26 protein-coding genes are annotated in these 25,437 nt (G+C 34.3%); 9 read left to right on the forward strand and 17 right to left on the reverse strand.

The features are described from left to right. Nucleotides 1–3: 3 nt before the first annotated feature. The 7 genes from ABZC13_RS00825 to ABZC13_RS00855 are packed head-to-tail and all read left to right on the forward strand — an operon-like array spanning nucleotide 4 to nucleotide 7,586. On the forward strand, nucleotides 4–2,424 hold the full coding sequence (locus tag ABZC13_RS00825; protein WP_372998555.1) for a chemotaxis protein CheW: 2,421 nt from the start codon (nucleotides 4–6) through the stop codon (nucleotides 2,422–2,424). After that, entirely contained in the window at nucleotides 2,421–2,915 is a 495-nt protein-coding gene (locus tag ABZC13_RS00830; protein WP_372998558.1) for a chemotaxis protein CheW, read from the forward strand. The genes ABZC13_RS00825 and ABZC13_RS00830 overlap by 4 nt, the downstream gene beginning before the upstream one ends. Nucleotides 2,916–2,947: 32 nt before the next feature. After that, the gene (locus ABZC13_RS00835) at nucleotides 2,948–4,021 is read left to right on the forward strand and encodes an ABC transporter permease (RefSeq protein WP_372998560.1); all 1,074 of its coding nucleotides are present in this window, start codon (nucleotides 2,948–2,950) and stop codon (nucleotides 4,019–4,021) included. Continuing rightward, a complete protein-coding gene (locus ABZC13_RS00840) occupies nucleotides 4,021–4,761 on the forward strand; it encodes an ABC transporter ATP-binding protein (protein WP_372998563.1) in 741 nt (246 codons plus the stop codon). Before ABZC13_RS00835 ends, ABZC13_RS00840 begins: the two co-directional genes overlap by 1 nt. Beyond that, complete coding sequence (locus tag ABZC13_RS00845) at nucleotides 4,754–5,716, forward strand: MlaD family protein (protein WP_372998567.1); 963 nt, start codon at nucleotides 4,754–4,756, stop codon at nucleotides 5,714–5,716. The genes ABZC13_RS00840 and ABZC13_RS00845 overlap by 8 nt, the downstream gene beginning before the upstream one ends. Continuing rightward, nucleotides 5,716–6,315, forward strand: a complete 600-nt coding sequence (locus tag ABZC13_RS00850; protein ID WP_372998570.1) for an ABC-type transport auxiliary lipoprotein family protein — start codon at nucleotides 5,716–5,718, stop codon at nucleotides 6,313–6,315. The genes ABZC13_RS00845 and ABZC13_RS00850 overlap by 1 nt, the downstream gene beginning before the upstream one ends. Continuing rightward, complete coding sequence (locus ABZC13_RS00855; RefSeq protein WP_372998572.1) at nucleotides 6,312–7,586, forward strand: aminopeptidase P N-terminal domain-containing protein; 1,275 nt, start codon at nucleotides 6,312–6,314, stop codon at nucleotides 7,584–7,586. Before ABZC13_RS00850 ends, ABZC13_RS00855 begins: the two co-directional genes overlap by 4 nt. A gap of 15 nt (nucleotides 7,587–7,601) precedes the next feature. On the opposite strand, the gene ABZC13_RS00860 is transcribed toward ABZC13_RS00855, so the two are convergent. The 12 genes from ABZC13_RS00860 to ABZC13_RS00915 all read right to left on the reverse strand — a co-directional run bounded on the left by ABZC13_RS00860 (nucleotide 7,602) and on the right by ABZC13_RS00915 (nucleotide 17,616). Next, nucleotides 7,602–8,036: a hypothetical protein gene (locus tag ABZC13_RS00860; RefSeq protein ID WP_372998575.1), complete on the reverse strand. Its 435-nt coding sequence runs from the start codon at nucleotides 8,034–8,036 to the stop codon at nucleotides 7,602–7,604. Continuing rightward, entirely contained in the window at nucleotides 8,036–8,326 is a 291-nt protein-coding gene (locus ABZC13_RS00865; RefSeq protein WP_372998578.1) for a hypothetical protein, read from the reverse strand. The genes ABZC13_RS00860 and ABZC13_RS00865 overlap by 1 nt, the downstream gene beginning before the upstream one ends. Continuing rightward, nucleotides 8,326–8,718 (reverse strand): chaperone NapD, encoded by a 393-nt coding sequence (locus ABZC13_RS00870; protein WP_372998581.1) that lies wholly within the window; start codon nucleotides 8,716–8,718, stop codon nucleotides 8,326–8,328. The genes ABZC13_RS00865 and ABZC13_RS00870 overlap by 1 nt, the downstream gene beginning before the upstream one ends. A gap of 16 nt (nucleotides 8,719–8,734) precedes the next feature. Then, complete coding sequence (locus ABZC13_RS00875) at nucleotides 8,735–9,685, reverse strand: WD40 repeat domain-containing protein (protein WP_372998583.1); 951 nt, start codon at nucleotides 9,683–9,685, stop codon at nucleotides 8,735–8,737. Further along, entirely contained in the window at nucleotides 9,686–10,180 is a 495-nt protein-coding gene (locus ABZC13_RS00880) for a ferredoxin-type protein NapF (protein ID WP_372998586.1), read from the reverse strand. It lies immediately after the preceding gene. Continuing rightward, complete coding sequence (locus ABZC13_RS00885) at nucleotides 10,180–10,884, reverse strand: nitrate reductase cytochrome c-type subunit (RefSeq protein ID WP_372998588.1); 705 nt, start codon at nucleotides 10,882–10,884, stop codon at nucleotides 10,180–10,182. Before ABZC13_RS00885 ends, ABZC13_RS00880 begins: the two co-directional genes overlap by 1 nt. 2 nt (nucleotides 10,885–10,886) lie before the next feature. Further along, entirely contained in the window at nucleotides 10,887–11,714 is an 828-nt protein-coding gene (gene napH / locus ABZC13_RS00890; protein ID WP_372998592.1) for a quinol dehydrogenase ferredoxin subunit NapH, read from the reverse strand. Beyond that, a complete protein-coding gene (gene napG / locus ABZC13_RS00895) occupies nucleotides 11,714–12,526 on the reverse strand; it encodes a ferredoxin-type protein NapG (protein WP_372998595.1) in 813 nt (270 codons plus the stop codon). Before napG ends, napH begins: the two co-directional genes overlap by 1 nt. A 38-nt stretch (nucleotides 12,527–12,564) precedes the next feature. Beyond that, entirely contained in the window at nucleotides 12,565–15,408 is a 2,844-nt protein-coding gene (gene napA / locus ABZC13_RS00900) for a nitrate reductase catalytic subunit NapA (RefSeq protein ID WP_372998598.1), read from the reverse strand. A 204-nt stretch (nucleotides 15,409–15,612) separates the two neighbouring features. After that, a complete protein-coding gene (locus ABZC13_RS00905) occupies nucleotides 15,613–16,623 on the reverse strand; it encodes a type IV pili methyl-accepting chemotaxis transducer N-terminal domain-containing protein (RefSeq protein WP_372998601.1) in 1,011 nt (336 codons plus the stop codon). Continuing rightward, a complete protein-coding gene (locus ABZC13_RS00910; RefSeq protein WP_372998604.1) occupies nucleotides 16,620–17,291 on the reverse strand; it encodes a Crp/Fnr family transcriptional regulator in 672 nt (223 codons plus the stop codon). The genes ABZC13_RS00905 and ABZC13_RS00910 overlap by 4 nt, the downstream gene beginning before the upstream one ends. Before the next feature lie 7 nt (nucleotides 17,292–17,298). After that, a complete protein-coding gene (locus ABZC13_RS00915) occupies nucleotides 17,299–17,616 on the reverse strand; it encodes a hypothetical protein (RefSeq protein WP_372998607.1) in 318 nt (105 codons plus the stop codon). A gap of 101 nt (nucleotides 17,617–17,717) precedes the next feature. Here ABZC13_RS00915 and ABZC13_RS00920 point away from each other — a divergent pair, with 101 nt between their 5' ends. After that, the gene (locus ABZC13_RS00920) at nucleotides 17,718–18,965 is read left to right on the forward strand and encodes a diguanylate cyclase (RefSeq protein ID WP_372998610.1); all 1,248 of its coding nucleotides are present in this window, start codon (nucleotides 17,718–17,720) and stop codon (nucleotides 18,963–18,965) included. Nucleotides 18,966–18,969: 4 nt separating this feature from the next. Here the strand turns inward: ABZC13_RS00920 and ABZC13_RS00925 are convergent, their stop codons facing one another. The 4 genes from ABZC13_RS00925 to ABZC13_RS00940 form a co-directional block, all read right to left on the reverse strand. Further along, nucleotides 18,970–19,314: a translation initiation factor gene (locus ABZC13_RS00925; protein WP_372998613.1), complete on the reverse strand. Its 345-nt coding sequence runs from the start codon at nucleotides 19,312–19,314 to the stop codon at nucleotides 18,970–18,972. A 4-nt stretch (nucleotides 19,315–19,318) separates the two neighbouring features. Next, nucleotides 19,319–20,170: a DUF5718 family protein gene (locus tag ABZC13_RS00930; RefSeq protein WP_372998616.1), complete on the reverse strand. Its 852-nt coding sequence runs from the start codon at nucleotides 20,168–20,170 to the stop codon at nucleotides 19,319–19,321. Continuing rightward, complete coding sequence (locus ABZC13_RS00935) at nucleotides 20,157–21,764, reverse strand: ABC-F family ATP-binding cassette domain-containing protein (RefSeq protein ID WP_372998619.1); 1,608 nt, start codon at nucleotides 21,762–21,764, stop codon at nucleotides 20,157–20,159. The genes ABZC13_RS00930 and ABZC13_RS00935 overlap by 14 nt, the downstream gene beginning before the upstream one ends. A 62-nt stretch (nucleotides 21,765–21,826) precedes the next feature. Next, on the reverse strand, nucleotides 21,827–24,094 hold the full coding sequence (locus tag ABZC13_RS00940; RefSeq protein WP_372998622.1) for a methyl-accepting chemotaxis protein: 2,268 nt from the start codon (nucleotides 24,092–24,094) through the stop codon (nucleotides 21,827–21,829). Between the two features lie 364 nt (nucleotides 24,095–24,458). On the opposite strand from ABZC13_RS00940, the gene ABZC13_RS00945 reads away from it, so the two are divergent. Next, nucleotides 24,459–24,878 (forward strand): GNAT family N-acetyltransferase, encoded by a 420-nt coding sequence (locus ABZC13_RS00945; protein ID WP_372998626.1) that lies wholly within the window; start codon nucleotides 24,459–24,461, stop codon nucleotides 24,876–24,878. Nucleotides 24,879–24,914: 36 nt separating this feature from the next. Here ABZC13_RS00945 and ABZC13_RS00950 read toward each other — a convergent pair whose 3' ends face one another. Continuing rightward, nucleotides 24,915–25,421: a ferritin gene (locus ABZC13_RS00950; protein ID WP_372998629.1), complete on the reverse strand. Its 507-nt coding sequence runs from the start codon at nucleotides 25,419–25,421 to the stop codon at nucleotides 24,915–24,917. Nucleotides 25,422–25,437: the final 16 nt, after the last annotated feature.

Genomic DNA, 25,437 nt, shown 5'->3' on the forward strand with positions numbered 1-25,437 from the left:
AGAATGGATGAATTTCAGGAAATATTACAGGATTTTTTAGTTGAGTCTTTTGAACTTGTTGAAAAATTAGATGAAGATTTAGTTGAGTTAGAAGCTACACCGGAAGATCTAGAGCTCTTAAACGGAATTTTTCGTGTTGCACATACCGTTAAAGGTGCATCGTCATTCCTTAACTTTGATGTTTTGACTCACTTGACACACCATATGGAAGATGTTTTAAATAAAGCAAGACATGGTGAGCTTATTATTACTCCCAATATTATGGATGTTGTCCTTGAATCTATAGATTTAATGAAACAACTTTTATATATAATCCGAGATACAAGCTCAGATGCTGGTATCGATGTTTCTGAATGTGTAGCAAGACTTGATAAGGTTAGTGGTGGGGACGGTGATGTTCCAGCACCTCAAGCGTCTGCTCCGATTATTGAAGAAGCTGCCCAGTTTGAGGAAGTTGCACCTGTTGAAGCAGCGGCAGATGAACCGGATTATGAAAATATGTCTGATGATGATGTTGAAGCTGAGATTCAGAGACTTCTTAATGAAAGACAAGCTGAGGATAAAGCTAAAAGAGAAGCAAAAATAGCAGCAGGGGAAGATGTTCCAGCTCCTCCTCCTTCACCTGAAGATGTTGCTAAGGAAGAAGCTAGCGAACCAGAAGCTCCTGCTGCCACTCCAGTGCCTGTTACTCCAGCACCTGCACCAGCTGCACCAGAAGCAAAAGCTTCAAGGGAAGATGAAGCAAAAGCAGCAGCACCTGCTAAAAGAGCAGCTGCTACAGTAGAGCAGACTATTCGTGTTGATGTAAAAAGACTAGATCATCTTATGAACCTTATTGGTGAGCTTGTACTTGCTAAAAATAGACTGATCAAGATCAATGATGATGTTGAAGAGCGTTATGAGGGTGAAGAGTTCTTAGAAGAGTTAAATCAAGTTGTATCTATTGTTTCTCTGGTAACTACTGACCTTCAAATTGCCGTAATGAAGACAAGAATGCTTCCTATTGGAAAAGTGTTTAATAAGTTCCCTCGGATGATTCGTGATTTAACTAGAGAGCTAAACAAGAAAATTGAACTTGAAATAGATGGTGAAGAGACTGAGCTTGATAAATCAATCGTTGAAGAGATTGGTGATCCGTTAGTTCACATTATTAGAAATTCTTGTGACCATGGTATTGAGACTCCGGATATTCGTTTGGCAGCTGGTAAAGACGAAACAGGTACTATCTCTTTAACAGCATATAATGAAGGTAACCAAATCGTTATTCAAATCGATGATGACGGTAAAGGTCTAGATGCAGATATGTTGAAAAACAAAGCATTGGAAAAAGGTCTTATCAGTGAAAAAGAAGCTGATAATATGGGTGATAAAGAAGCATTTGGTCTTATTATGAAACCAGGCTTCTCAACTGCTGCAGCTGTAACAAATGTTTCAGGTCGTGGTGTTGGTATGGATGTTGTAAAGACTAATATAGAGAAAGTCAATGGTATTATTGATATTGAAAGTGAGAAGGGTCAAGGTAGTTCTATAAGATTGAAGATTCCTTTAACTCTTGCAATTATCCAAGCTCTTTTAGTTGGTGTGCAAGAAGAACATTATGCAATTCCATTATCGTCAGTACTGGAGACCGTTAGAATATCAAAAGATGAGATATATACGGTTGAAGGTCGTTCAGTTATGAGACTAAGAGATGAAGTTTTATCTTTAGTTCATATTGGAGACATCTTTGAAGTTGAGAGAATCCTCGACTCAAGTGAACATGCATATGTTGTTGTTCTAGGATTAGGTGCTCAAAAACTTGGACTGATAGTTGACACACTTGTAGGTCAAGAAGAAATCGTTATTAAGTCTCTTGGAGAGTATTTAAAAGGTATTGAAGGTATTGCTGGTGCGACTATCCGTGGAGATGGTGGAGTAACACTTATTGTTGATGTAGTAGCAATCATGGATATGGCGAAAAGTGTAAAGGCAACAGCAATGATCGCAGATCAAGGCGGGGCTGGCGCAGTAAGTCATGAGAAAGCAAAAGCTAGTGACTATACTATTATGATTGTAGATGATTCAAAAACAGATAGAATGATTATGAGAAAGTCACTTGAGGCAACTGGAATGACTTTAGTAGAAGCTGGTGATGGTCAAGAAGCCTTGAATATTTTAAAGCAGGGCGATCATAATTTTGACGCTATGCTTATTGATATAGAGATGCCAAGAATGGATGGTTACACATTAGCAACTGAGATTAAGAAATACAACAGATATAAAAATATGCCTCTAATTGCTGTTACATCGCGTACAGGTAAGTCTGATCGTATGAGAGGTGTAGAGTCTGGAATGGTTGAATATATTACTAAACCATACTCTGCTGATTATCTATCTAGTGTAGTTCAAAGAAATGTCAACTTTAAATCGGAGTTCTTATCATGAGTGATAAATTAAAACAAATAATTAATAAACAGGGTGAGCAACAAGGTGAGTCTCTGGATAAAACAGATGATATAGTTCAATTAGTTGGATTTATTATTGGTGAAGAAGAGTATGCAATTCCTATATTATCTATTCAGGAGATTATAAAGCCGTTTACATGGACTAGAGTTCCTCAAGTTCCAAAATATGTGATGGGTGTTTTTAATCTTCGTGGTGCGGTTATTCCTCTTATTGATCTTCGTTTGAAGTTTGGAATCTCTGAGAAAAAACATAGTGATGAGACTCGATTTATTGTTATGAAAGATGGTGATGATGTTGCCGGATTTGTTATTGATAGATTAACAATGGCAATTAGAATTAAAAAGACTGATATTGGGCCTGCTCCAGATACTATCAATGGTGATGACACTATGATAGACGGTGTTGGTAAACAAGAAGATAGAATTATAACTATACTAAAAGTCAATAAGCTATTAGAGAGAGATTTTTAATTAACTATTCATTATCAGATGATAAACTCTCCTTGAAATTTTCAGGAGAGTTTACACTTTATACCGTGACCTCTTACCAAAAGAAGATAGACCAAATTGATTTTTTAAAAGTTGGAAAAGTTGATTTTGATTTAGAAGATGTAGTATATTTTGATACTTCAGCATCTATCTTTATAAACTCATTAATACATAAGCTTGCTCAAAAAAATATAACATCAAATATAGTTACTACTAATAAAGACATATTAGATACTTTGGAATTAGTTTCAAAATCAAAAAAAACTTCACAAGCGATACCGGAAGAAACTACACCGAATCTTCTAAATATAATAGGTGAAAATACCTATCTATATTACAGTGGTTTTATAGCGTTTATATCGTTTATCGGTAAGCTTTTCGCTACAAAAATCAACACTCTAAGAAACATTAAAAATATAAGATTTAAAGAGATAGCATTTGAGATAAACGAGAGTGCAATTAAAGCCTTGGGAATTATCTCACTAACTAGTTTTTTAATAGGTCTTGTGGTAGCTTATCAATCAGCATATCAACTAAAGATATATGGAGCAAATATATTTATAGTGGATATGCTGGGAATCTCTATGCTTAGAGAACTGGCACCATTGATGACTGCTATTGTAATAGCTGGACGAAGTGGTTCCGCATTTACAGCGCAAATAGGTGCTATGAAGATAACAGAAGAGTTGGACGCTATGCGGACTATGGGTTTTGATCCATATATATTCTTGGTTCTTCCAAGAATCATAGCACTAATGATCGCTATGCCAATTCTTATTTTTGTTGCAGATATAATGAGTGTTTTTGGAGGATTACTAGTAGCAGTTATAGATTTAGATATCAGTCCTCAGCTTTTTATAGATAGGTTTAATGATGTTGTAGCTGCTAAGCATTTCTTTATAGGGATTGGAAAAGGTCCATTCTTTGCATTTATTATTGCTTCTATCGGGGTATATCGTGGTTTAGAAGTCAAGGATGATACTCAAAGTATAGGATTCAACACGACAAAAAGTGTTGTTGAATCTATATTTGCAGTTATCATATGTGACGCAATATTTTCAATTCTTTTTACAAACCTGGGGATATAATGGCTAGTATGATTGAAGTTAAAAATGTTAAGACCATTTTTGAAGATAGAATAGTCCATGATGGACTTAACCTTAGTATAAATGAAGGTGAAATCTACGGACTGATAGGCCCATCAGGATGTGGAAAAACAACCCTTCTTCGAGAGATGGTAATGTTGCAAAACTATTCTAGCGGGTCTATAGAAGTTTTAGGACATGATCTTGGTAATATTAAACATGATGAAGCGCAAAAGTTAAGAAGAGAGTGGGGTGTTTTATTTCAGGCAGGTGCACTTTTTTCTTCTTTAAATATTAAAGAAAATATATCATTACCGCTAAAAGAGTATACAGATCTATCTCAAAAAATGATAAACGAAATAGTTGAATTTAAAATAAATCTGGTTGGATTAAAGTCCGCAGATGCTCTTCTTTATCCTTCTCAAATAAGTGGCGGAATGAAGAAAAAATCAGCTCTTGCTCGTGCGCTTGCAATGGATCCAAAGCTTCTGTTTTTAGATGAACCTACAAGTGGCTTAGACCCCATTTCAGCGAGAGAGTTTGATGCATTGATACTTAAGCTCAGAAAGCTTTTAGGACTAACTATAGTAATGGTTTCACACGATTTACAATCAATTTATGATACACTTGACAAAGTTGCAATTATAGACAATAAAAGAATAGTTTATGAGGGTGATTTGAGTAATATTAAAAATACTAAAAGTGAATTCATACAAACATTTTTTAGGGGTAATTTTGAATAATAAAGTTAACTATACAGTAGTGGGGTTTATGGTCCTGTTAGGTCTTACTTTAATGTTGGCATTTACTTATTGGCTATTGAAACCAGCAGAAGAAACAGAGACTAAAAAGTATAATATACTTTTTGACGAGTCTGTTCTTGGTCTTAATCTTGACGCAGCTGTTAAGTATAGAGGGATTAGCGTAGGTAAAGTAAGTAGACTAAGAATTAACCCAAAAAATTCAGAACAGGTAGAAGTTCAAGTTACAATATTAAAAACTACACCTATAAAAGAGACTACAGTCGCAAAACTGACTGCTCAGGGTATTACAGGACTTAGTTACATTAACTTAAGTTTGGGAGATAATGGTGCTGCTAACTTAGTGGCTAAAGAGGGTGAGGAATATCCTGTTATAAAAACGGAAGATTCTTTTTTTGAACAATTTGAAAAATCACTTGAAAATGTTTCTACTAAATTATCTAAAACACTAAGCGGTACACAAAAGCTTCTAGCTGAAAATAATCAAGAAAATATAACACTACTATTAAAATCAACTGCATCTTTTATGACTCAGATGGATAAGCTACTGAGTGATGAAGCAATAGCTAACTTCCACTCGTCAATAAAAAACTTTGACAATGCTACAAAAAAGATAGATATAATGATGCCTCGCATTGAACACTTTGTAGATAACAGTGTCGCTTGGGAAAATAAAATAGCAAAAACATTCTCGTCAATAATGAACAGTTATCTTGGGATTAAAGCTTCTATGGACAGGTTTAAATTAGCCGTGGATAGTGGAGATTTCAATTTAAAAGAGATATCTACTGACATCGTTCCTACAATGAATAATACACTTATTGAATTACAACATTTAATGATAAGAATAGAAGGTGCATTAAACCAGTATGAAAGAAGTCCTGGTGATATTTTATTTAAACAAGAAGAGATTAAAAAAGGTCCAGGAGAGAAATAATGATAAGAGTTTATTTTGCAGTAGTACTTGTGTTCTTGTTATCAGGTTGTTCAACAACAAAACCTGCAGTTACAGAATATAAATTATCTCTAAAGACACTAAAACACAGTACTGATTCAAAAGGGTGTATAGATAAATCACTAAAAGTTTCACAAGCATTCAGTTCAAGCTCGCTAATGTCTTTACAGATGAAGTATGTATTAGATGGTCATAAAATATATGCTTTTTCTCAAGCACAATGGAATAACTCTCCAAATCAAGAGGTGTCATCTCAAGTGGTTAAAGCACTAAGAGACTCTAAACTATTTAAAAACGTTCAAAACTCAAAGTCAAGAAGTAGGGGTGACTTGATTCTTGAGATAAATATAGAAGACTTTATGCAGTACTATAGTAAAGATCTAGATAAGTCAGATGCAAGTGTAGAGATTAGCTTTACATTGATTGATTCAATAAGCAGCGAAGTGATAGCGACAAAAACTTTTAGTGCAAAAAAAGAGACTAGTTCTCCAGACGCATCAGGAGGAGTGAAAGGCTTAGACGCTGCACTTACTAATGTACTTGAGCAAGGATTGGATTTTTTAAATAAGGTTTGTAAGTGATAAAAGAGAGCGAATATCAAAAGAGAAGAGAATTATTAGCAAAAAAGTTGGCTAAGAACTCATTAGCAGTTCTCTTTAGTACAGATAATAAAACTCGTTCTAATGATACTAATTATCCATATAGACAAAATAGCAATTTCTATTATCTTACAGGCTTTAAAGAAGATAACTCCTGCTTGGTTATTGTAAAAAATAAAAAAGATACAAAGAGTATACTTTTTGTTCAACACAAAGATGAAGTTTACGAACTATGGAATGGAAAAAGATTAGGTGAGATTGAGGCAAAAAAGATATTTTCAGTTGACTCTGTTGTTGTGAGTAAAGATTTTAAAAAGAGTATAAAAGAGCTTAGTAAAGATAAGAAATACCTCTATTATGACTTTGGTGAGAAACTCTCAAAAGCTAAAAAACTTCTAAAAAAAAGTTTTAAAGCTCATAGAAATATTGCTTCTTTGATAGGCGAGATGAGACTTGTAAAATCAAAATCAGAAATAAAGCTAATTAAAAAAGCTATCAATATTACAAAAGAAGCACATCATGAAGCTATCTCTCTTAATAAAAAACATAAGAATGAGTATGAACTCCTTGCATCTATAGAATATAACTTTAAAAAGTATGGTGCATATAGCGATGCATATACTTCCATCGTCGCGTGTGGAGATAGTGCTAATACACTACACTATATATCTAATGACAAGCCTCTAGTAGATGGTGAGCTTATTTTAATAGATGCCGGATGCGAGTATGAATACTATGCAAGTGATATAACAAGAACCATCCCTGTAAACGGTAAGTTCTCAAAGGCTCAAAAAGATCTATACAATATGATCATAGATACTCAATATAAAATCATTAAAATGATAAAGCCTGGAGTTTTAAGAACTGACTTACAAAAAGAGGCTGAGATACTTCTTACAAAAGGTATGATAAGACTTGGTATTTTAAAAGGTACCTACAAGAAGCTTATAAAGAGGCAAGAACACAAAAAGTACTATCCTCATGGCATAGGACATTGGATGGGTCTTGACGTTCATGATGAAGCTCCCTACCTAGATGCAGATAAAAAAGAGATAGTTCTAAAAAAAGGTATGGTCTTAACCATAGAACCCGGAATTTATATATCTAAAGATGATATGAACGTACCAAAGAGATTTAGAGGTATAGGAATAAGAATCGAAGATGATATTTTAGTTACTAAAAAATCTTATAAGAATCTATCAAGTGAGATTGCTAAGACTATTAAAGAGATAGAAAATATCTCTTTTAAATAGTTTTACTCTTGGTGCTTATTCGCGACTATAAGAATAAGACCAACCAGTTAGTGCGTCATATTTTGCTTCATTAAAGTTCTCAGAATCAGCTAAGAAATCCATAACGAACATAACAGCATGAGCAATTGTTCTTTGATCCTCCGGTTTTACAAGAAGCAGGGGCATTGGTGTGTCTTGCTTGCTTATTCCAAAACCTACAGGCATTATTTGACTCATCAGTTCAGCAGGTTTACTAATGCCGTTATCATCTAAAAATTTATCTAAAACTGCTTCTTGAATATCTTTGGGAAGATTATCTCTTGTATTTAAAAAGATTGTAAAATGAATAGGAGTGTCTTTAAAGTGTTTTGGAGCATCTGAAGCCATAATTATGTACTCTACATTTTCAAGATGTTTATCTATCTCTGTAGAGTCTAAGTATGTATCCGTAACTATCGCTTTTGCTTCCACTATTTAGTCTCTTCTATTAGAGGTCTACCGATTTTTTCTTCAACTTCAGCCTGCAAGTCAGCCATAGCCTGTCTAATTTCATCTAAATGATATGGTGGAACATTGTCATCTTGGCTCCATCTTACTTCATCTACATTCCCACCATAGTCCTCGCCCATTTTTTCGAACTTCTCTTTGTACTCGTCCATGTTCTTACAAATTTCTACTCTACCATCAGAAGTATCTGTAAGTTCAATAAACCACCCATTATTTTCATCTACTTTTATTACTGATTCAAAAACTAAACTCATTATTTATCTTTTCCTGTTTCATCAAAACGTCTTGCAAAGCCCTCAAGGTCTTTTTTCTTTAGGTCACCATTGTAAACTATGTCTCTTGGGTCTAGATCTTCATCATTTAACATTTTAGGAACAAGATCAGCATTCGCTAATACTTCCATATGCTCATTTAGTTCGTCTTCACTATATGCCATTTGCATATCAGCTGTAATAACATGAGGAATGGCTTCAACAACTCTTAGTTTTTTAAGCTCTTCTTCAACCCCGTCGCCTTCGATAGTAATAATTACACGGCCTTTTTCATCATGCATGTGATAATCACATACTTCGCAGTCTTTTAGACTTTGAACTACCTCTTCTAAAAACTTTGGTACTGTTTGAACTACTATACTTGAAACATTCATATTATTATCCTTTTTGTTATTTTACACTGTAAAAATTAATAGTTTTATCATCACTTGCGACTAAAAACTCATTTTCATTTAAAAAGAGTATATTTGTAAGAGTCATTTTGTTGCCTCCAAATTTACCCAAAGTCGATTTTGTAATAGTATTAAATACAGTGATGTTATTATTCTCATCACTTGAATAAGCTACTTTTTTACCACTTGGAGATAAACCAACACTATAAATCAAAAAACTCGATGACTTATAGTAGGCTGAGTCAAATTTATAGGCGTAGATTACTACTCTTCTGTCTTGACCTGCTGTCGCTATGATTCCATTTTTATAAGCCACTTGAAAGACATTATCTAAGTTTTGCCCTTCAAGAATATTAATCAGTTTTCCATCTTTCATATTATGAATCTTTAGACTTCCACTCTCATCTGCAACAATTGCTTCGTCTTTATTTTCATTTAATGCAAAGTCTGAAAATTTTGCTCCTGAAACTTGTATACTCCAGTTATAAGCTTTTGTCTTTAAGTTAAAAGATATAAGTTCATTACTTAACATTCCCAGTAGAATTGTATCTTTGTTTAAAAACTTAGCCTTTGCTATTGTTAGACTTTTAGTATATGGAATAATCAGTTCAAGCTTATTATCTTTATAAATATGAACTCTTCTAAATCCATTCTTAGCTTGAGATAGAATGAGTACCTGATTATCTAAAACATCCACAGAGTAAATCTTTGAATCAACTTCATCACCCATAAAATCTTTAATCTTACTAATTTCAATTTTTTGGACTATTTTTTGACTTTTAAGATCGAAAATATCCACGCAACTAGCATTAGTTGCACTGTAGAGTTTAGAGCCTCTTATTACCATATCTGTAACTGGTCCAGTTGATGTGTATTGTTTTAGTGGCATTTTTATATCTGCAAATATTATAGAAGTTATAAAAACTGTTAAAAGTAGAATTCTAATCATTTATATTACCTCGTAGTGTATAGATGCAGCTGGACATCTACTTAGACAAAAGCCACATGAAGTACATTTGTCATTTATCACAGGCATAAACATAGCCTGAAAATCAATTGCATTATCTAAACAAGGATCTTTACATGAAAAACACATAACAGCATTCCAGCTTAGACATTCATTTTTTGAAATAGTTACTTTAGCGTTTATATTTTTTTTATCTTCAACGCTAAGAACTCCAAATTCGCAAGCTTTTGCACACTCATCACAGAATGTACAACCGCTATGAGAAAAATCCAAATATGGAGTTTGGTCATCTGCAATTTTTATAATTTCTTCTTCACAAACAGTGGCGCATTTCGCTTCACATTTACTACACTCATTGAGAAAAAGAGATTCATCACTATAGTATGGTGGTCTTATGTGTCTCTCTGGACTATCTTTTTTAAGGTCTTCACCTTTTAGTTTGGAAGCCAGAGAGCTAAAAAGCTCTCTTCTTTCCATTAGTGACCTAAACTACCAGAAACAGAGTTTGCGTTTGCAATATCTGCAGCTGTTACTTTGCCTGCATCACCTTTGACAGTATCTAATTGATCAGTTAAAGCACTACCGCTCCAACCTGATTTATCAGCACCATCAGCACGTGTATAAGTAGCTTCAAAAGTATTTTCAACAGCTAAGTTACCTTGAGATTGTGGAGCGTGACACTGTGAACAGTTAAATCTTGCACCTTGAAGATGAGTTGTCTCTTTAATAGCAACTGCATTTTTCATATTATCAATACTCTTAGTAAATTCTTTGCCATCATATTTATGTGTTGGTCTAAAGTTTGTAAAGTGAGAAACCGGAATCGGTGTAGCACCCATTGAACTTGCAACTTCTGGCATATGACAGCCAGCACATTGGTTATCACCAATTTTGATTGGTAACATTCCATCTGTATCATGTGGAATCATCGGTGGAGCATCTTGGAATGCTCTTTTGATTTTTACATTTGAACCAGCTGAACCTGTTCTGTACTCAGTTTTTGAAGCTGTAGTACTGTCTTCACTATATAGGTCAGTTTTTCTAAGACCTAAAGATGCTTCAGTAATAGTTGGTGCCACTTTTGCGTTTGCAGATGGAGAAGCTTTCCCGCTATCACCACAACCTACAATTAGAAGTGCCGCAGCAACTAAACCAATCGTTATCTTACTCATTGTTTTCATTGTTACTCTCCCGTTTTTTTGTTTTTTGCTAGTTCCCTGATTGAGAAACCAAGTGCATTATCGTCACACACTTCAATACATCTAGCACAATTTGTACATTCACCTGAAAGTACAGGTAGGCTTTCTTTATCTATCATATGTAAAACTTGGCGCTCAGGACAAACTGTTTTACATTTCATACATGCAGTACAATTTTCTACAGTATGTTTTACTCTAATCAGACTAAATTTACCCAGTAGTGAGTAAAAACCACCTAGAGGACATAGATGCCCACACCAGCCATTTTTAAGCACAAATAGGTCAAAAAGAAAAATAATGAGCATTGCTGCCCATCCAAATCCTAAACCAAATATAATCCCTCTATGAACCATAGAGATTGGACTAATAAATTCAAAAGCTGTGATGCCCATCACTGCTGAGATAATTAAACTTAAAACTAAAACCCAGTATCTCATATATCGAGTTGCTGGTTGTCTCTTTTGATTCCGATCAATATCTAATACATCTCTTAAGTACCCTGCTGCATCTGTTATCATATTTATGGGACAAACCCAACTACAAAAGACGCGACCGCCTATTAGTAGATAAAATACACTGATTATTGCAACACCAATAAGTAAATCAGTTGCTAAAACAGCACCTGCAGCCAGCATTTGTAATGCGGCATATGGATCACTTAAAGGTACAAGACCTAAAAAACTAGATGAACTAAGGTTCCCCATAAGGATAGTCCATCCCCAATGATTCGCTCCAAAATACAACAATAGTAAACCTATTTGGACAAATCTTCTCAAAAAAAGATATCGGTAATTATTCCATAGCGTAGCCATTAGTATAAATCCCCCGAATCATTTAAAGAGTCTATAGCACTTTCTTTACTAATTTCAGTTTGAGTATGGATTTCTTTAGCATTTTCTAAACGCTTTTCGTCCTCTTTATCCCAACCTTTGATATAGTGGTCTCCTGCTTTACCCGTTGCAACTTCTCTAGGAAGTACAAATATAGCTGCTTTTTCTGTAACACAAGCTTTTTCACACAGACCACATCCTGTACAGACATCAGCGTGAACAACCGGTTTCATAAAGGCATGTTTACCAGTCCTATCATTTTTTTCATACACTACCGTTATAGCTTCACCTAATAATGGGCAAGCTCTATAACATGCATCACATTGTATTCCCCAAAAAGCAATACAACTTTGATCATCAATAACTGCAAGACCCATGTCGGCTACATTTATATCAAGTTTATCATTAGTCGTAACGCTAGACTCATCAAGCGCACCTGTCGGACAAACAGGTACACAAGGAATATCTGGACACATATAACAGGGAATATCCCTAGGAATAAAATATGGAGTTCCTAGAGGCTTATTATCACCTGGTTTAGCGAGCAACAGCGTATCGTATGGACATGCTTCAACACACAATCCACACTTAATACACGTTTTCAAAAAATCATCCTCTTTTATAGCTCCCGGTGGACGAAGGATTAATTGTGAAGCCGTAACTTCATCAATAAATGCACTCCAAACAAATCCACCCAGTGCTGTAACTCCAACACCGCGTGCCATAGTGAGGATAAATCTTCTTCTATCACTCAATGGTTCTTTTCTTTCTATTTTAGGTCTGTTTTCGCTCAAAACGAATCTTTCCTTACTCTAAATCTAATCTTATTTATCTATGCTTTGTAAATTTTTACAGCACATTTTTTATAATCTGTCTGTTTTGATAATGGACAAGTCGCATCCAGACAAACTTTATTGATAAATACTTTTTCATCAAACCATGGCACGAATACAAGACCACGAGCTGGTCTATTTCTACCACGAGTTTCAACTCTAGCTTTTACTCTACCACGACGAGATTCTACCCAACATAAACCACCTTGTTTAAGGTCTTTATCTTTGGCATCTTGTGGGTGCATATAACATAACGCTTCTGGAACTGCACGATATAGTTCAGGTACACGCATAGTCATAGTTCCTGAGTGCCAGTGTTCAAGTACACGACCTGTACATAACCATGTATCATAGTTAGCATCTGGCATTTCTGGTGGATCCATGTACGGACGAGCAAATATTTTAGCTTTGTTTTTCAGGTGATGTTTACCTGGTTTATCAGCATAGCTAAGTTTTAAATCTTTTTGAACTCCATTCAGTGTACCTTGAGGGATTGTTTTTAAGAATCCGCCATAGAATGCATGTGAATTACCTGTTTCTTTTGTTTCTTTTGCTGCATACGGATCGTATTTAGCGTTAAATCTCCACTGAGTCTCTTTACCATCAACAACAGGCCATTTAAGACCACGAACTTTATGATAAACATCAAATGGTGCAAGGTCATGACCGTGACCACGAGTAAATGATGCATACTCTTCGAAAAGATATTTATGGATAAAGAAACCGTAACCTTTGAACTCTTTACCATCTGAACCAATAACTCCACGGCTATCGCCACTACACTCAGAGTTGTCATATCCAGCTTGGATAGGATCGTTCATATCAATTTTATATGATTTAGCTCTATCATTTGCAAATAAAATTTCATACATAGTTGTATTTTCGTTGTATCCCATAGCTTTGATTTTATCTAAAGGAATAGCTTTCATATCTTTTTTGCCCCAAGCAACTTTTACGTCTTTCATCCATAAATCTTTAACTGTAAAACGCTTTGAGAACTCAACCCATTGCCATGTGTCAGACATAGAATCACCCACAGGAAGAACTTGTTGTCTCCAGTGTTGTGTACGACGCTCAGCATTACCGTAAGCACCCCATTTTTCATAAATCATAGCAGAAGGTAAGATAAGGTCAGAAACTTTTGCAGAAATACCAGGGTATCCGTCAGAAGTTACGATGAAGTTATCCATTTCACGAGCCGCTTTAATCCAGTGAGAAGCAGAAGCTGAATCTTGGTAAGGATTACAAACATTTACCCATGCAAATTTAACATGACCATCTTCGATGTCACGGTGGATACGCATAATATGTTGTCCCATTTGACCATTGATAGTTCCAGCAGGTACATGCCATGCTTTTTCAGCTATTGCACGGTGCTTAGGATTTTTAACCATCATATCAGCAGGTAGTCTGTGTGTAAATGTACCAACTTCACGAGCAGTACCACAAGCAGAAGGTTGACCAGTTAAACTGAACGCACCATCACCTGGTTTAGCTTGTTTGTTTAGTAAAAAGTGAACATTGTAAGAAAGAGTATTTGTCCAAGTACCACGTGTATGTTGATTCATACCCATAGTCCAGAAAGATACTACTTTTCTACCTTTTTCAATATATAGATCTGCTAGTTCTTGAAGTTTTGCTTTGAAAGCTTCAATATCTTCATCCGGATCACCTTTTACGATTTTAGCTGTATAGTCTAGTGTATAAGGTTCTAAAGATCTTTTATATTCTTCAAACTCAATCAACCAATGTGGAAGACCAGGTTTGTTATGAACCATCTCATCTCCGGCTTTATAACCATATGGTGCTAATGCTGGAGCTTCTTTTTCAGAAACGATAGTTTTCATCTCTTTAGAAATAGTTTCCATCTCAAGCGCAGTATATTTGCCCTCTTTGATTGATTTTTCATTAGATTTTCTCATACCGTAACCAATATTTGGATTTGCTGCTGCAAATACCATATGTTTGTTTACGAAATCCCAGTCTATTGATTCAGGACGGTTAAATACGATTTCTCTAGCGATATAGTTCCATAGAGCTGTATCTGTATTTGGTGAGAAAATGATTTCTGTATCAGCTAAATCTGAAGTTCTGTGAGTATAAGTTTGAATAGAGATAACTTTTACTCTTTCAGGGTCTGAAAGTTTTCTGTCAGTTACACGAGACCATAAGATCGGGTGCATTTCTGCCATGTTTGAACCCCAAGATACGATTGTATCAGTAAGCTCGATGTCATCATAACAACCTGATGGCTCATCAATACCAAATGTTTGGTAGAAACCAACAACCGCAGATGCCATACAGTGACGAGCATTAGGATCAATTGCATTAGAACGGAATCCAGCTTTCATCATTTTTTGAGCTGCATAACCTTCCATTACAGTGTACTGACCAGATGCGAAAACTGCTACACCCTCAGGACCTTTTTCATTGAAAGCTGCTTTAGCTTTTTCTTCCATTATATCGAAAGCTACTTTCCAAGATACTGGAGCAAATTTACCTTTTTTGTCAAATTTACCGTTAGCATCCATTCTTAATAATGGTTGAGTAAGTCTGTCCGCACCATACATAATTTTAGCATTAAAGTAACCTTTAATACAGTTCAGCCCTCTGTTAACTGGAGCCGCAGGGTCCCCTTTAACAGCAACAATTTTACCATTCTTAGTAGCCATCATGATACCACAACCAGTACCACAGAAACGACAAGCTGCCTTGTCCCATCTCCAGCCGCCTTCAGCTTTGTTCGCCGCTGCTTGTAGCTCTGCTGGTACACTCATACCAATTGCTGCTGCTGCAGATGCTGCCGCTGAACTTTTAAGAAATTCTCTTCTTGAAAGTGACATATTTTCTCCTGTTTGATAATTTCCGAAACGAAGCAAATTCAAAAATTGCTTTATTCCAATTTTTGTTAAGGTGTCCATTAACGATTTAATACTATCACTTTGATGGTAAAAAAATCTTTGACTTATGTCAAAAAGTTAGAAAAATATATTAAGTTTTGTTTTATTAATGAAAAGAGGGAATATAAGTAGCACTTAGAAAAACTATTATATTCTTGTATCTTGGCAGCTTTTCGTGAGCTTCTCTAATTCGAGCTTAAGGTTAGATAATTTTTTTGTAGAATTGATTAATTCTTCTGTTGACTCTATAACAATGTCCTCACTGTTATTTAGATGCTTGTGAACTAGTGATTTGTCTTTTAGCTCATCGATGATAGAATCAAATTCATCCGTAAGTTCACCTAGTTTTGAAGAAGCTCTCTCAGACTGTAGTAATGCCTCATTAGAATACTCCATCGCTGTATTTACCTTTTGTATAAAACAGTTTATGGTATCACTTACTTCGACAATTTCAGTCTCACTTTCAGCTTCTAGTTTTAGTGGTTTTAGATTTGTAATATCTTCATTATTTACAAGCATTCTGGAATATTGCATAAATGAGTCTACATGTGACTCAATAGAACGCAGTTGCAAAAGAGAGTATACAAACAGTATGAGTAATATGATTCCGGAAGTGTACTGAAATGTTTTGATAAAACCAGTCTTGTTTTCACTATAGTCAGTATACATTGTAACCAATTTGTCCACATTATCTAGCAGTATAGTGTTCTCTCTATATATTGCAGTGACAATTTCTTCAAGTTCTGCCTTTCTATCTATATCAGAGTTTGTAAAGAGTTTGAAGTTTTGAATGTTTTCATAAAAACTTTCCCAAAGTTTACTTACTTCTATCTGTTGAAGTGATATCTGATATGTAGGAACTGGAGATATATTTTTATCTGAATCACCATGTCTTAGTGTATTTAGTCCCTTTATAAATTCATCAACGGCAGCATTTAATTCATAAAAATCTTTATTAGAACTATAGTGTATGTAAAAAACATTTTTAGACATCTTTTGAGTTAGCATTCTTTGCTTACCTGAGATATTTATTACCAGAGCATCTTTTTCATTTTGCTGGTTTAAATATATAGTTGTACTAATAACACTAAGCATTAAAGCGATTAAAAGAGCACCTAGTATTTTAATTTTTGTACTTATGCTTGTTGCTTTTTTCATAATTGCTCTCCTCTAAATATAGTGTTTAATCTTTCTTTGTCTAAGATAGATACATTTGAGTTTTCAACCTCTATTATATGACTTCTTTTTAGTTTCTTTAAAACTCTAGAGAGTGTTTCAGGTTGAATGTGTAGCATAAAAGAGACATCTTGTCTTTTTAAAGAATTAAACATCTCTAAATCATCACTAAGCATAAAAGCCACTTTAGCTGTAGCATCAAAAACCAGTTCTCTGTTTACAACACAGTGAAGCTGATGTGTTTTTAGTAGAATTTCATTGATGAACTCATTGTTAAGTATATTTTTAGCTAAAAATCTTTTTTTGAATTCAATAAAATTGACTTCGAGGATTACACTGTCTTCAATAAATTCTGAATTTGAATAGCAGTAAATAGAGTCATTGTCCAAACTTGTTAGTTCTGAGATAAGAGAGTTCTTGTGAATGTGATATAGAAAAATCTCATTTTCAAATTTATCTATTTTGTAGACTTTTAGTACACCGGAGACTAGAAAAAATATTTTGTTGTATGTGTCATTCTCATAATATAGTATAGAACCTTTTGGGTACTCAACTATATTTGAAATATCTTTTATCTCTTGTAATTGATCATTATCTAAAGATTTAAAGAAATTTAACTTTTTTATTAAACCCAGTTTCTCTTCTATCATATATATTCTACTTTTTCAGAAATTCTTTTAACTCTGTATACTCTTCTTCTATCGTTTTCATATTATCTAACATTTTCATCTCATCAATGGCGGAATTATCTTTTAAAAATTCTTTACGCCACTCAATGTTCTTGGAGAGTTCTTCAAGACCTGTAGTTACATACTCAAGCATTTTGTCAATTTGTCCACCGCTGATCATGCCGTCACCATCTGCTTTATAGAAAAGAAGTGCATACTCGTCCATTTCTTGGGAATATCTAAAATCATCAGCAATATTTTTAATTATTTCTTTAATTCGTTTGTTTTTAAATTCTCTTTTTGCCATTAAAAAATTACCCAGTTTAAAATATTATCTGTATTCTATCATAAAATTAATGGTATAAGAATTGCTGTCTATACCAATAACAAGTCTGTGATAGGAGATACATGCAGTTTATTGAAGCACTAAAGTTAAGAAGCAAACTATTTTTTCTTTTTATGCTAATTACAATAGGGCTTATCTTGGTTGGAGTAATGGGTTATTTAAATATTAACTCTATGAAGAAAAACCTAGACTCACTCTACTTTGGTTCACTAGTCCCGGTAACTGAACTAAATGAAATACTGCAGATATATCACGGCTCAATAGCAAACACAATATACAAAGCAAAAAATTCTGAAATAAGCTCATCACAAACTACATCAGAAATGGAAAATGCTCTTCTAAAGATAGAGATGCAGTGGCGAAATTATGAGTCTCACTTTAAAAGGTATGAAGAACTACAATATGTTCAATATACTGCTTTGGAGATCAAGGCAACAAATGACTACTTTAAAAAAATACTTAATGGTGCTTTATCAGGACATACAATAGAAAATATATCAATGGATATTTTTGAAAAAAGAGTAGAGCATATTCATACAACAGTAAAGAAATTGATAAATTATGAAGTAGAGATGGCTAAATATGAGAGGAAAAAGTTTTTAAAACTTTACGATGACATAATTCAAAATGTTGGATTGATTCTGACACTAATTATTTTGGGCGTATTGATTATTTCATATTACGTTTTTAAAAGCATTCAAAATGACCATACAAGACTAGAAATAACTACTAGAAAGTTAAAAAGTGCAAACAAAAAGCTTGAAAATGTTTCATATACAGATGCTTTGACATCCCTACACAACAGAAGATATTTTAACTTTGTATACGACCGAGAACTAAAACGTGCAAAAAGAACTAAATCATATATTACATTTATGATGTTAGACATAGACTTCTTCAAACAGTACAATGATACTTATGGGCATATAGAAGGTGACTTTGCCCTAAAAAGTGTTGCCAAAGTCTTAAAAGACTTTCTTAAGAGACCTAGCGACTATGTATTTAGATTAGGTGGAGAAGAGTTTGGTGTTATCCTTATAGATACGGATGAGTCAAATAGTGCAAGACTAGCACGTGAAATCTGTGATGCAGTGAGAGAAAGAGAGATTAAACATGAAGCTAGTAAAGTCAATAAATTCCTTACTATCTCTATAGGAGTTGTATGCTGTGTAGCTGATGAAGCTCTTAATGAAGAGATACTCATAAGTCGTGCTGATGAGATGCTATATAAAGCTAAAGAGAGTGGTAGAAATGGTTATATTATTACTACTAATGTAAGCGATGCAACAGCACAGAGTACAGAAAAATAGGTGCTTAGTGACCGTGCTTAAATCTAAAGCCTTCACTGAGTAAAAATTCTCTGAGTTTATCTTTTAGTTCGCCTTGAAACTCCATCCAACCATCTTTAAAAGCTCCGCCACAGCCAAGCTTCTTTTTTAGTAGTTTTAGTGTGAGTGTAGTGTCTTCTTTTGGCATCTGAAACTCACCGACTAAAGTTACTGTTTTACCACGTCTTTTTTCTTTTTTGAAAATTAGAAAATGTTTAGAAGGCTCTAGAATTTCATTTGATACTTTAGCCTTGCGAGGAGATTGAATTTCTGCCCATCCATCATCAATATCTGCACCAATGAAAATATCTAGTTTTTTGCCTCTACTCATGTAGTTATATTACTTTTTGAGCCAGTACACTCATATTGTCATATGAACTGTTTTTAATATTTTGAACGACTTCTTCTTTTGAAAAGTCATTTCTGTTATATAGTGCGATAACTACTTCATCGCCATTTTTTAAAAATGTATTTTCACCGTATTCAGTATATCTTGTAGCACCAATACTAATGATCGCTTCTTTAGGGTTAGAACATGCAGCAACATATTCGCTTAAGGGTTCTAATGGTCCGAAGTTTTCTTGGGTGTTTATCTGGTTAGTCATCCAATCTACAAGTTTGTCATAAAAATAGCTATACCCATTTAATGCTACATCTTCGCCATAGGCATGTAGTTCACCGCCGCGACGAAGGAAACTGCATATAGAGTAAGAATCCATAATACCACCTTCTTTAAACTTATCTATCTTTATAAGAGTGTTACTAAGTCCCTTCGAGTCTTCTCCCCAGTTCTTCTTATCACTTATTTTACTAGCTCCTGCAACTCTTATAGAACAGTCATTATAAGCACCAAAGTAAGTAGGAATGATTTTACTCAGTCTTCCAGCTGTGTACTCTAAATCACAGATTAATCCTACTTCAGGTTCAGCTTGAACATTCATATCTTCTTTTGGAAGTCTGATGTGTGAAGTTGACAGTGGGTAAGTACGTAAAGTATCTTTTGCGTGTAAAACTAATCCGCTGTCCAAATCAGTAGGACGAGGAAGATAAAAAGGAAACATCCCTTTGGGAGCGGCTTCTTCTGCAGTGATGATATCTTTAAACTCTTCAAGTTCACCAGCTTGCGCTAAGTGAAGTGCAAAGTTACCGGCTATTCCTAGACCAATAAATTTTTTATACTTTGCCATTTTCTTTAGCCTCAGCGTATTCTTCGTAGCTACCTTTGAAGTCAGTTATACTTCCATCAGCATGAATTTCTATAATACGGCTAGCAAAAGCATCTAAAAGCTCACGGTCATGAGATACACAGATAACATTTCCTTTAAACTGTAAAAGAGCTTCTCCAAGTGCAACAATCGCTTCAAGGTCAAGGTGATTTGAAGGCTCATCTAAAACTAAAAAGTTTCCACCCTCTAACATCATTTTAGAAAGCATCATTCTATGTTTTTCCCCACCAGAGATGCTAACTACAGATTTTTCTTGTTGCTCACCATTAAATAGCATACGACCAAGACAGTTTCTGATCTCAGCGATATCACGCTTAGGATCAAATGCTCTTAACCAGTCATATAGAGTTCCGTCTCCACTAATCGTATCGGCAGTGTCTTGTGGAAAGTATGAGTTTTCGATTGTAGCACCCCAATGGATTTCTCCAGAGCTTGGTTTCATCTCTTCCATCATAATTTTTAATAGAGTTGTCTTACCTGCACCATTTGGCCCGATTAAAGCTACTTTTTCATCTGGTTCAAATTTAAGATTTACATCTTTTAGAACTTCATTGCCATCAGGATAAGTGTGGTTAACATCAATAATATTAAGTGCTTCATCACCCATAACTCTTTTTGCTTTAAAAACTATACTTGGGTCTCTTCTTGAAGATGGTTTTATATCTTCAATAACAAGTTTGTCTAGTTGCTTTTGACGGGAAGTTGCTTGTTTTGCTTTAGAAGCATTTGCAGAGAAACGGCGAACGAAAGCTTCTAGTTGTTCTTTCTCTTTCTCTTTTTTAGCATTATCAAGTTCATTTTGTTTTGCTATTACGTTTGCAGCGATATACCAATCATCAAAGTTACCAGTGAATTCACGGATTTTTTGGTAGTCAACATCAAGTATGTTTGTAACAACAGCATTCAGGAAGTGTCTATCATGAGAGATAACAACCATAGTACCTTCATGACGTTTAAGCTCATTTTCTAACCAGCTAATAGTTTCAATGTCAAGGTTGTTCGTAGGCTCATCAAGAAATAATACATCTGGTTTAGGGTATAAAACTTGTGCTAAAAGAACTTTGAATTTATCAGCACTGTCAAGAGTACTCATAAGATTTTGATGCAACTCTGCAGGTAAACCGACATTTTCAAGTATTTTAGCAATATTTACATCGTACTCATAAGTAGGATCTTCTTCCACACAGATAACTTCTAAATCTGCAAGACGATTATTTACTGCGTCATCTTCGAAGTCTCCAGTCATGTAAAGCTCTTCTTTTTCTTTAATAGCGTCGTAGAGTCTTTTATTTCCGCATAAAACTGCATCCATGATTGTATAGTCTTCATAAGCAAATTGATTTTGCCCAAGAACACCAACTTTGTTAGCTTTAGGGATAATTATTTCACCTTCATATTCATTAATCTGACCACTCAGAATTTTTAGGAAGGTTGTTTTACCAGCGCCGTTTGCACCGATAAGACCGTATCTCTTGTGACGGTCTAGTTTGAGGTTAATGTCTTGAAATAGAACTCTATTTCCAAAGCGCATTATTAAGTTCTGTACTGTTACCATAATTATTTCTCTTAGATAAATTTTCGCGATTATATCTAAGAGTTGTTTAAAAGTTGATTATTTTAAGTTTTATAACCTTTTAGCATATTGTTTAGATTGATAGTCATTTGTGTCAGTTTTGAAGAAGCATTCGAAATGTCATCCATGCTTTTTTTGTTTTGAGTTGATATTTCTTCAATCTCAGATACTTTAATAATCATAGATTCAACTGTTTTAGAGTTATTTATATAACCTGTTACAGTCTCATCAACTTGAACTATAGAACGCTCAATTGATTCCATACTTGTATTGATCTCATTCTCGGTATTACTTGCATCTCCTGAAAGTTTCTCTATCGCTTTAGCATTTCTAGAGATGTTATCACTGGCGTCTATAACTGATTGAACAATTACACTAATAGTTGCATTTATCTCAGATAATGATTTTTGAGTTCTCTCTGCAAGTTTACGGACTTCATCAGCAACAACAGCAAAACCACGTCCATGCTCGCCGGCACGAGCAGCTTCAATAGCGGCATTAAGAGCAAGAAGATTAGTCTGATCTGCAATATCTGATATAACCACAAGTACATCTTTAACTTGAGTAGCATCTGCGCTTAGTTGTTCTAGTTTATGAGATAGTTCAAGCTCATCCTCAGCCCGTTGTTGAATCTCAGTTGCTAAGTGAACTATCTGTTGGTTTGCACCTTTTAGAATGTTACCGGCTGAATTGATATCTTCTTTAGTTATTTTTGCTTGCTCAATTGAAGCAGTAAGAATATTTTGAAGATCTTTTCCTTGAATAGAAACCTTGTTTACAAGTTCACTTTCTTCTTGTGCTTTTGCTTTCATGCTTGATGAAGTGTCCGAAAGTGTTTGGGAAATATCTGTGTTTTGTGATGATGAAGTTTTTGCTTCAGATACTGTAACTCGAACTTTGTCTATAAAAGCATTGATATTTTGAGCTATTTCAGAGACTTCATCACCTTTTGGAACAGTAATTTGACTTGTTAAATCACCTTCTCCTTTAGCTAGGTTATATGAAGCAACTTGAAGTGTGTCTAGTTTTGATATGAGTGCTTTTTGAGTTAAAAATATACTAATAAGTAGTAAGACAACAAGTATGGCAAGAGAGATTCCAACGATTACATTTCTTGTCTCTTCTACATTTTCAAGTACTTCCGATTCATCAATATCAACTATAATACCCCATGATTCTCCAAATATTTTTATAGGAGCAAATGAGCTTAGAACTTTTATCCCTCTATGATCTTCAATAATCCAAGAACCATTTTCTCCTTTCTTTATAGCGTCAACAGACTTCGAGTTAATCTTTACAATAGATACTGTTGTCCCTGCTACTTTAACTGCAGGGTCTTCCATGTCTTTTATAAAACGACTGTCATTTTTCATATTTCCATCAAGAGAGATTAGATTGGCTTTACCTGTTTTTCCAAGACCTGCTTTTTCAAAGTCTCCTTTGAAGTTCATTACACTGTTGAGCTTGTCTTTTGGAAGTTGAAAAATCACAGCTCCCTCAAAATCTTTTCCAAAGTAAAGAGGAGATGCTAAAAATATAGAGGGCTGATTATAGCTTGGTTCATAAGGTCTAAAGTCAGCAAATGCAACTTTTCCTTTTGGAGTTTTTGAAGCCTTTTTAAATGCTTCTGCAAGTCCTGAGTCAGAGTAAACACCTTTAAGTAAGTTAGTACCAAAATCTTTCTCTTTATAAACAGAGTAAACAACATCACCACTTGCATTAATTATAAATATATCATATAGACCGTAGTTATCTAATATCTGCTTATATACTGGATGAATCTGAACATGGTTTGCAGAGTATTCTTCTTTAAATTTTTTACTCATTATAAGTTTGTCTTTTTCACCAATCTTATTCTCATTTTCTACAATATATAAGTATTGAGCTATTTGAGCGCTGAAGCTTTTTGGTAAATAGTCCTCTGTAGACTTTTTAGGATTAGCACCTTTTATATTAAAGTTGATTTTATTGATGTATTCATTATTGTAGTGTTTGATAAGTGCAGCTTTAATATCATCTTGTGATACATCCGCCATCTCTTCAAGCTCTTGAAAACTCTCATCCAGTGACCACATAGCTTGAACTGTAACTGAGTCGGCGGTTCTAGAAAGCAATAGGTTTTCGATTGAGCTAAAAAAGTCCATAATATGTTCTTTTTTAGATTCCTTTACTGCATCTAGTAGGGCCATATTGCTTTTTACTAGTGAGTCTGAAGCTCTACTAATAGATATTGACATAATACTTACAGTCATTACAAGCAGTGAAACTGCCATTAATGCGAGAACTTTAAATTTAATACTTTTCATATTCATTATAGTATCCTTTGTTTTTCATCATTAGTGATAATACTGTGATAACTCTTTATTTATAGTAAATAAAGAGTTATCACAGCTTCTTTGAAATATTTTTAACAGTATGTAACTTTTTTTGCAAAAAGTTTAGTTCTTATATCAGGAGCTTATATAAGAAATTCTTAATAACATCATCTAAAATATTACTATCATGCATTAGAACATAAAACACTTCTAGAACTTTAGGAGACAAATCAATAGTTTATATAAAATATAAAAAATGGGCATGATGGTAACGTTCTAGTTTTAGAAAAAGTACCTTCATTGGACTAAAGCGAATTACATAGTTATGTACTAATGTAACAAATAAACTGTAAAATACATCATGCAAATAAGAGAATTAGATTTAAAAGAATTATATACAGCTTACGATGTGTTAAAACAGCTCAGACCAGCACTTAGTTATAAAGAGTTTGAAGACTTGATATATGATATGAGACATATGGAGTATAAGATGTTTGGTATCATGGACGGTGAAGAGCTTATTACCTATGCCGGAGTAGCTGTTCAGACTAACCTTTACCATAAAAGGCATCTCTATGTTTTTGACCTTGTAAGTGATGAAAAATATAGAAGCGGTGGATATGGAGCTGTGATGCTTGAGTATCTAGAAGATTATGCAAAGACATGCATGTGTGAAAATATAGTTTTATCTTCTAACTTTGAGAGAGAAAATGCACATAGGTTTTATGAAAAGAGTGGCTTTGACAAGAAAAGTTATATTTTTATAAAGAAGGTTTCATAGTTAATATAAAAACCTAGAAGCCGATAAGGCTTCTTCTTAGTTTATAGGTGCCGGAGTTGCTCTTTGGTGGAGCTCGTTGTCTATCATTAGTAGACCGTACCCATCACCTTTTACAAGTTTTATCTTAGAGATAATCTCATTTACAGAAGATTCTTCTTCAACTTGTTCATTTACGAACCACTGAAGGAGGTTATATGTAGCATGGTCTTTCTCTTTGAGTGCTAAATCACTTAAATCATTTAACCTAGCTGTCATCATCTGTTCGTGTTCTAAACTCATCTGAAAAACATTTAAAAGAGTTCCAAAGTTTTTAGGTGGTTTAGCGATTTCTTTTAGAGATATGTGTACACCTTGTTCAACTAAATAGTTATATATTTTAGTTGCGTGCATATGCTCTTCTTCGTACTGCATCTTAAGCCAGTTAGCAGCACCGTTAAAGTCTGAATGATTACAATAAGCTGACATAGCAAGATAAAGATATGCTGAGTAAAACTCGTGGTTAAGTTGAGCTGATAAACCCTTTTGTATTTTTTTAGATAACACAGGAAACTCCTCTTTT

The organism is Sulfurimonas sp., assembly GCF_041563035.1.
Classification (GTDB): domain Bacteria; phylum Campylobacterota; class Campylobacteria; order Campylobacterales; family Sulfurimonadaceae; genus Sulfurimonas.